This window comes from Dactylosporangium sp. NPDC000244 (assembly GCF_040300725.1).
GTDB lineage: Bacteria > Actinomycetota > Actinomycetes > Mycobacteriales > Micromonosporaceae > Dactylosporangium.
In genome coordinates this window covers 149,536-156,899 of sequence record NZ_JBEPEH010000029.1, presented here as the reverse complement: position 1 = coordinate 156,899, position 7,364 = coordinate 149,536, and the positions used below count along the sequence as shown (strand labels likewise).

The 7,364-nt window shown below is 71.4% G+C and carries 7 protein-coding genes and 1 pseudogene; 2 read left to right on the top strand and 6 right to left on the bottom strand.

The annotated features are described in order from the left end of the window. Both ABT369_RS36470 and ABT369_RS36465 read right to left on the bottom strand, forming a co-directional pair. Positions 1-227 (bottom strand): annotated as a pseudogene (locus ABT369_RS36470) (hypothetical protein); the annotation flags it as partial. Next, positions 224-451, bottom strand: a complete 228-nt coding sequence (locus tag ABT369_RS36465) for a hypothetical protein (RefSeq protein ID WP_350619107.1) — start codon at positions 449-451, stop codon at positions 224-226. The pseudogene ABT369_RS36470 and the gene ABT369_RS36465, both read right to left, overlap by 4 nt. Before the next feature lie 199 nt (positions 452-650). Here ABT369_RS36465 and ABT369_RS36460 point away from each other — a divergent pair, with 199 nt between their 5' ends. Then, positions 651-1,658 carry a coiled-coil domain-containing protein gene (locus ABT369_RS36460; RefSeq protein WP_350619105.1) on the top strand — a complete coding sequence of 336 codons (1,008 nt, stop codon included), beginning with the start codon at positions 651-653 and terminating at the stop codon, positions 1,656-1,658. A gap of 70 nt (positions 1,659-1,728) precedes the next feature. Here the strand turns inward: ABT369_RS36460 and ABT369_RS36455 are convergent, their stop codons facing one another. The 4 genes from ABT369_RS36455 to ABT369_RS36440 form a co-directional block, all read right to left on the bottom strand. Beyond that, complete coding sequence (locus tag ABT369_RS36455) at positions 1,729-2,814, bottom strand: branched-chain amino acid aminotransferase (protein ID WP_350619103.1); 1,086 nt, start codon at positions 2,812-2,814, stop codon at positions 1,729-1,731. Positions 2,815-2,882: 68 nt separating this feature from the next. Beyond that, the gene (locus ABT369_RS36450) at positions 2,883-3,734 is read right to left on the bottom strand and encodes a spermidine synthase (protein WP_350619102.1); all 852 of its coding nucleotides are present in this window, start codon (positions 3,732-3,734) and stop codon (positions 2,883-2,885) included. Positions 3,735-3,806: 72 nt separating this feature from the next. Continuing rightward, a complete protein-coding gene (locus ABT369_RS36445) occupies positions 3,807-6,350 on the bottom strand; it encodes a glycoside hydrolase family 9 protein (RefSeq protein WP_502891861.1) in 2,544 nt (847 codons plus the stop codon). A gap of 63 nt (positions 6,351-6,413) precedes the next feature. Then, positions 6,414-6,902 (bottom strand): DUF6328 family protein, encoded by a 489-nt coding sequence (locus ABT369_RS36440; protein WP_350619100.1) that lies wholly within the window; start codon positions 6,900-6,902, stop codon positions 6,414-6,416. A gap of 126 nt (positions 6,903-7,028) precedes the next feature. Here ABT369_RS36440 and ABT369_RS36435 point away from each other — a divergent pair, with 126 nt between their 5' ends. Then, positions 7,029-7,349 (top strand): DUF6401 family natural product biosynthesis protein, encoded by a 321-nt coding sequence (locus ABT369_RS36435; RefSeq protein ID WP_350619099.1) that lies wholly within the window; start codon positions 7,029-7,031, stop codon positions 7,347-7,349. Positions 7,350-7,364: the final 15 nt, after the last annotated feature.

The window sequence follows — 7,364 nt, the reverse complement described above, 5'->3', positions numbered from 1 at the left end:
CGGCGCACGTCGGCGTTCGCGAGCACGACGATGCCGCCGAGCTCCAACGCCCCGACCGCGGGAATCGCCCAGATCAGCGGAATGCCCAGCGCCTCGACCGCGCCGGACACCTGCCCGGCCAGGGCGACGAGCAGCACCACGACATAGAACAACTGCCGCATGTACGACGTGCGCTTGACGGTCTTCTGCAGATCGGCGTCGAGCTGGTTGATGCCCGGCGTGCTCACCGGTTTCTCCCGTCGTTGTCGGGCTGGGGCAGCCGATAGCCCCGGGCCTCGAGGAATTCGGCCAGCGCGAGGTCCACCGAGCTCTGCACGGTGGTGTTGTGGTCGACGACGAACCGCTGCAGGGTCTGCTCGATCTCGACCCGCACCCGGGTGTTGAGCTGGACCCGGTCGAACCGCGGCCGCTGCGGCGGCATCGCCACCGTCTTCTCTGTCGCTTCCAACATCACTCCCGCTAGCCGTTTGCTAGCGCGCACGCTAGCAAAGCAAACCGTCGATGACCGAATCCGACACGCCGCACAACTGTTCGAACCCGAAAGGTCCTTACGCTCGTCGCTCCGCGAAGGTTCAGCGTGACTTTCGGTGGTCATCCGGCCGCGTTCTTGAGCCTGTGCGCGGCGTTTGCGGTTCGGTACGCTCACCCGCATGCGGCGCCGGGTACTCATGCTGATGCTCACGGCGCTCGTGCTGATCGGCGCCTGGGCCGTGCCCGCGGGCGCCGCGCCGGGCGATCCGACGGGCGCGCCGAACGAGGGCACCGACCTCACCCTCGGCGAGAAACTGGACGCGGCCAACACGGAGTGGGTGCAGGCCCAGGCCGTGCTGGACGCGTCCAAGAAGCGCCAGGCCGAGCTGACCGCGCAGATGGACGCGATGCAGAAGGAGCTGGAGCCGGTCCGCGCGAGCGTGAACGTCATCGCGGCCGCGGCCTACCGCACCGGCGGCAACGTCCGGCTCACCGCCGCGCTGGTGAACACGGACTCGGTCGAGCAGTTCATGGACCGCGTGCTGCTGGTGAACACGATCGCGCAGTACAACGACCGCCAGATCGGGCGGCTGACCAAGCTGGAGAAGGACCTCGCGGACGCCAAGAAGGCGGCCGACGACGAGGTGGCCAAGCAGCAGGCGCAGACCGCGATCCAGGCCAAGAAGAAGGCGGATGCCGAGTCGGCCCTGGCCAAGATGCGAGGCAGGGCGGACGGCTACGTCAGCGTGAACTCCCCGCTGGCCACCCCGGCCCCGCGCAACGCCGACGGCTCCTGGCCGGCCGAGAACTGCATCATCGACGACCCGACGACGACGGGCTGTATCACCCCGCGCACGCTGCACGCGGCCCAGGAGGCGCGCAAGGCGGGCTTCACGCACTTCTACTCGTGCTTCCGCCCGTCCGGGCCCTACGAGCATCCGAAGGGCCGGGCCTGCGACTTCGCCGCGGCCTCGGACGGCTTCGGCGGCGTGGCCAGCGGGGCCGACAAGACCTACGGCACGAACCTGGCGGCCTACTTCGTCAAGAACGCCTCGGCGCTCGGCGTGCTCTACGTGATCTGGTTCCGCCAGGTGTGGACGCCGGCGGCGGGCTGGCACGCCTACAGCGGGGGCAACGGCGACCCGTCCAGCGACCATACGAACCACGTGCACCTGTCCATGCTGTGACGCTCCCGGCCGGCCACGGGCGTGACTGGCTGCGGGCGTGCCTGACCGCGGCCGGCCGGGAGCGTTCGCGTCAGATGCGGACCGACCAGCCGAACGGGTCCTCGGCGCGGCCGCGCTGGATGCCGACGAGACGGTCGCGGATCTGGGCCGTGACCGGGCCCTCCGCGCCGCCGCCGATCGCGAACTCGCCGTCGTGCGAGCGGGCCCGGCCGATCGAGGTGATGACCACCCCGGTGCCGCACGCGAACGTCTCCAGCAGCGAGCCGTTCGAGGCGTCCGTGCGCCACTCGTCGACCGAGTACGGCCGCTCCTGCACGGCCCAGCCGCGGTGCCGGGCGAGCGTGAGGACCGAGTCGCGGGTCACGCCGGGCAGGATCGAGCCGTTCAGCGGCGGGGTCACCAGGACCGGGGCATCGGCCGAGCCGTAGACGAAGAAGAGGTTCATGCTGCCCGACTCCTCGATCCAGCGGTGCTCGACCGCGTCGAGGAACACCGTCTGGTCGCAGCCCGCGTCCTGGGCCTGGGCCTGGGCGCGCAGGCTCACGGCGTAGTTGGCGGCGGCCTTCACGTGGCCCGTCCCGCCCGGCGCGGCCCGCGAGTAGTCCTGCGAGATCCAGACGGTGACGGGCTTGGCGCCGCCGGAGAAGTACGCGCCCGACGGGGAGGCGATCACCGCGAAGAGGTACTCCGACGACGGCCGGACCCCCAGGAACGGGTCCATGGCGATCATGAACGGGCGCAGGTAGAGGCTCTGCCCCTCGCCCGCCGGCACCCAGTCCCGGTCCGCCTCGACCAGGGTCCGGACCGCCTTGAGGAACAGCTCCTCCGGCAGCGCCGGCATCGCCAGGCGGTCGGCGGTCGCGTTCAGCCGGCGCGCGTTGGCCTCGGGGCGGAACAGCCCGATGCCGCCGTCCGGCAGCACGTACGCCTTCAGCCCCTCGAACAGCTCCTGGCCGTAGTGCAGCGCCGCGGTGGCCGGGCTGAGCGAGAGCGGCCCGAACGGGATCAGACGGGCGTCCCGCCACCCCTCGCCCTCGGCATACCGAATCGTGACCATGTGGTCGGTGAAGACGCGACCGAACCCGGGATCGGCGAGCAGGGCCGCGCGCTCGGCGGCTGGGCGGCGCTCGGCCGGGACGATGTCGAATTCGAGCATTCCGGAACTGTATTCGGATCCTGAACGATCCCTAAGCTCCGTCCCGGGGACTGGTCGGTAACAACCACTCAGAAGAGATTGGCCGGGGGCGGGGGCGAGGGGGTCGCGGTCGCGTCGGTCACCACGCGGGCGCCCGCGATCAGGTCGGTCAGGTCGTCGCCGGCCACGAGCCGGACCGGGAACGGGTCCGCCGCGCCGGCCCGGGCCAGCGTCGCCGCCGGGATGCGCCCGGGCGAGGCCGCGGCCGCCAGGATCACGTTGCCGAAGCGGCGCCCGCGCAGCACCGCCGGCTCGGCGAGCAGGAGCACCTCGCCGTACACCCGCCGCAGCGTGGCCGCCTGGCCGCGGGCGAACGCGAGCCCGGAGCCGTCGGCCAGGTTGGCCACGTACACCCCGTCGGGGCGCAGCAGCCGCGCGGCCTCGGTCAGGAATTCCAGCGACGCCAGGTGCGCAGGCACCCGGGCCCCGCCGTAGACGTCGGCGATGACCAGGTCGAAGCGGCCCGGCGCGAGCGACTCGACCGCCTCCCGCGCGTCGGCCGCGCGGACCCGGATGTCGGCGCCGCGGGGCAGGGGCAGCTCACGACGGACGAAGTCGATGAGCGCCGCGTCGCGCTCGACCACGCGCTGGGCCGAGCCGGGCCGGGTCGCCGCCACGTACCGCGGCAGGGTCAGCGCCCCGCCGCCCAGGTGCAGCACCGACAGCCGGGCACCGGCCGGGGCCATCGCGTCGATGACGGAGGCGATCCGGCGCATGTACTCGAAATCGAGCAGCCGCGGATCCTCGAGGTCCAGGGCCGACTGGGGGTACCCGTCCAGCAGCAGCGTCCATCGCCCGGGGCGGCCGTCGTCGGGGCGCAGCTCCGCGACGCCGCCGTCGACCTGCTCCACGATCCCCGTCTCGCGCTTCCGCCCGCCCACCCGGCAATCTTGCCCTGGCCCCCTGCCCGCCGCCCCTTCGGGAGGCGGGCAGGGGGCCGTCGCCGGCGTCCGTCAGCAGCGGAATGTCGCCGGGCCCGCGTTCGGCCCCCACGGCACGGTTCCGACGAGCAGGATCGTGGTCTGCTCGCCCGGCTTCAGCCGCGAGTCCCGCGGCGCCAGCTCGACATCCGCGGCGGTCTGCTTCGCCGTGCCGTTCACGGCCAGCTCGACCTTCTGCGTGCCGGTGTAGGCGAAGCGCACCCGCACGTCGTTCAGCGTCTGCCGGCCGGTGTTCTTGATCGTGGCCTGCGCGATGAAGAAGCCACCGAGGTTCAGCACGGTGCTGTACTGCACCGAGCACCCCGACGCCGCCGGCGCGCCGCCCTCGCCCTGGTCGGCCATGAACGAGGCCACCCACGACAGCGTCGAGTTCCAGTTGATCGCGATCTCGTTGGTCGAGTACGAGTTGATGTCGTCGACGTAGCAGAACTGCGGCGCGCAGCCGGGCAGGAGCTTCTGCGCGAGCGGGTCCTGCAGGTTGGAGTTCGGGCCGCCCGCGAGGGAGCCCGCCGGCGGGTGCGGCAGCGACGCGTTGAGCTGGTGCGCGAAGATGCGCGTGTGCTGGTTCTGCGACGCGCGCTCGCCGTAGCCGGTGACGTAGGACTGGTTGAGCGCGTTGCGCCCGAGCAGGTAGTCCATGCCGCTCGCGACCCCGTCACGGAAGTCCGCCGACCCGGTCAGGTCGTAGGCGGTCGCGATGACGACGAGGTTGTTGAGCACGGCGCTGTTGGAGCCCCACTCGTACTTGCCGGAGCCCGGCGCGTACGCGATGCCGTACGGGTTGGCGCGCACGGTCGCGAGGTAGCCCTTCGCGCCGTCCACCACGGACTTGCGCACCCGGTCGCGGTCCGGCAGCCCGTTGGGGACGGTCGCCAGGTCGAGCCGGCCCAGCGCCGCGGTGAAGCCCCAGCTGAAGCCCTCGGGCTTGAAGACTTCCGCGGTGTGCCACTTCGAGCTCGTGACCGCGTCGCGGTACACCTTCTCGCCCGTGCTGATGTAGAGCTCGGCGGCCGCCCAGTAGAACTCGTCGGTGACGTCGCTGTCGTCGTACGCGCCGCCGCCGTTGCTGTCACTGCCGAGCGCGTAAACGGCCGGGTGGGCCACGGCCGCCGCGTACGCCGTCTTGGATGCCGCGAGCAGCCTGGCCGCGAACGCCTTGTCGTACGGCGCGAAGAGCCGGGCGCCCTGCGCCGCCGTGGCCGCGAGGTTCAGCGTCGCCGCGGTCGACGGCGGGTGCAGCTCGCGCGGCTGCGGGTCGGCGGCCGGGTCGAGCGGCAGGCCGGTCCAGTTCTGGTCGTGCACCTTGTGGTGCACCATGCCGGCCAGCGGCTGACCCGCGGGCACCTGCATGCGGAGCAGGAACTCGAGCTCCCAGCGGGCCTCGTCGAGCACGTCGGGCACCTGGTTGCCGTGCTCCGGCAGGCGCAGCGAGCCGTCGGCGAGGTCCTGCGGCTTGGCGCTGGACGCGACCTTCGAGCGCTCGAAGGTGCTCATCAGCTGGTACACCGCGATGCCCCCGTTGACCACGTACTTGCCGTGGTCGCCGGCGTCGTACCAGCCGCCGCGCACGTCCAGCCGGTAGTCGCACACGCCCGTCTGACACGGCACGTCGGTGTCGCCCTGGTTCGGCGCCACCCCTAGGTGCCCGGCCTTGCGGCCGTATCCGGGCGCGATCGCGTCGGAGATCTCGATGCCGCTGCGCTGCACGTAGAACCAGGACAGGGCATCGGCACGCAGCTGCTCGTAGGAGGCGTTCGCGCCGATGTCGAAGGGCACGCTGGTCTCGCCGTCGGCGGTGAGCGTGAATCCCTTCCCCTGGGTCTTGTACTGCGAGAAGTCGGCCGTCTGCACGTTCTGCCCGCTCGTGGCGTCGAGGCCGCGCGGGGTCGTGTTCCCGCCGGCGACGACGGTGCCGGCCGCGTTGCGCAGCTGCCAGGGCAGGGCCGCGGTGGCCTCGGTCACGACGGTGGCCTGCTTCGGGCCGTTGGCGAGATACCCGACCTGGTTGACCCGCACCCGCGGGCCGGTGTCCGGCACGTACACGGGCGGCGGTGCCCCTCCCTGCAGCGAGACGTTGTCGACGCAGAACTGGTAGGCCGACGCGCTGCCGCCGACCTGGAACGCGACCTGCCCGCCGGTGGTGTCGGCGGCCGCGGTGAAGGTGTAGCTGAAGTCCTGCGGCTGCGGGGTGAGCTGCGGGGCCTCGGAGATCTCCTGGGTGTACGGCGGGTCCGCGAGCTGCACGTTCGCGCGCACGGTGACTGGGACGGACGCGCTGGCCGAGAAGGCGAGCCGGTACGACTCGCCGGCCTGCAGGGTGATCGCGTTCTGCCCGATGATGGCGTCCCACGGGTTGGTGGTGCCCGCGGGAATGTTCGCGCACAGTCGCCCGTCAATGACCGAGGCCGGCGAGTTGCCGGTCCACCACCACGGGTCGGTGCCGTTGTCGAAGGTTCCGTTGATGACCTGTTCCGCTGGATCGGCGTGGGCCACGGAGGCACTCAGCGGGACGACCAGCAAAGCCGCCGCAATGGCGATGGGTAATTTGCGCTGCACGGACACCCCTTTGGCGGAAAAGATGTGGGAGCGTTCCCAAGGTGTCGCAGCACGGCGGAGCTGTCAAGATGTGAAGCGCTTCAACGCCTGGACGGTGGGCAGGATGTACCAGATCCCGATGAAAGCTGCAGCGAACGCGGCGCTCACGCCGACCGCCCAGGACATTCCGACGACCACCTGAAAGATCAGGAAAATCGCGCCGACGATCGAAAGCCACAGAAACCACAATCCGACGCCGGCGAGATTGCTGCTCGTCGCCACCAATTCTCCCTTGCGGCCCCGGCGGAAGAGAATGCGATGGTGACTCACCGGCGCGATGAGGAACAGCGTGGCGAGGCCGGTGCACAGGATCGTGACGATATAGGTGGCCTTCTGTCCCGGGGTCACCTCGGCGAATCGCTGGTTGAACGGCAGCGTCAGCAGGAACGCGAAGAGGATCTGCACGCCGGTCTGCGCGACACGCAGTTCCTGGAGCAGTTCCGTCCAATTCCGGTCAAACCGCTCGTCCCGCGTCTCCCCGCGCCGGTCCCTCGGCTCCTCGCGATCGGCCATGCGGGTCCAATTACCCACCGGAACAACCGGACGAACCTGGCGGTTTGGCTCGTCCTGCGCCGGTGCCGCACGCGTGCGGCCATGTCGGGGCTGTGCAACAGCGCACGCTCGGCTTATCGTCGCGACGTGAGTGCCCCCTTCGATGAGCTGACCGCCGGACGCCGCGCCTGGATCGCGCGCGCCGGCCTCGCCGAGCTCGCCGCCACCATCGGCCGCCCCGGCCGGGCGGCGGTCACCGAGCGCCCCGACCTGCTCGCCCGGGTCGACCAGCACGCGGCCGCGATCCGCGACTCGCTCGGCGGGGCGCTGCTCGACCCGGTCGCGCTGGCCGGCTACTCGGCGGCGATCCGCGACGCGGCCCGGGATGCCGGAGACCCGCTCGAGGACTGGTCACGCCCGTCGTGGGCGATGCTGCGCCTGCTCGCGGTGTGCAGCCTCGTTCCGTGACCTTCCGGCCCGAGG

Bases quoted from the DNA above. Each gene is read 5' to 3' on its own strand.
- ABT369_RS36455 (WP_350619103.1), bottom strand. From the start codon at position 2,814: ATGCTCGAATTCGACATCGTCCCGGCCGAGCGCCGCCCAGCCGCCGAG.
- ABT369_RS36460 (WP_350619105.1), top strand. From the start codon at position 651: ATGCGGCGCCGGGTACTCATGCTGATGCTCACGGCGCTCGTGCTGATC.
- ABT369_RS36465 (WP_350619107.1), bottom strand. From the start codon at position 451: ATGTTGGAAGCGACAGAGAAGACGGTGGCGATGCCGCCGCAGCGGCCG.
- ABT369_RS36440 (WP_350619100.1), bottom strand. From the start codon at position 6,902: ATGGCCGATCGCGAGGAGCCGAGGGACCGGCGCGGGGAGACGCGGGAC.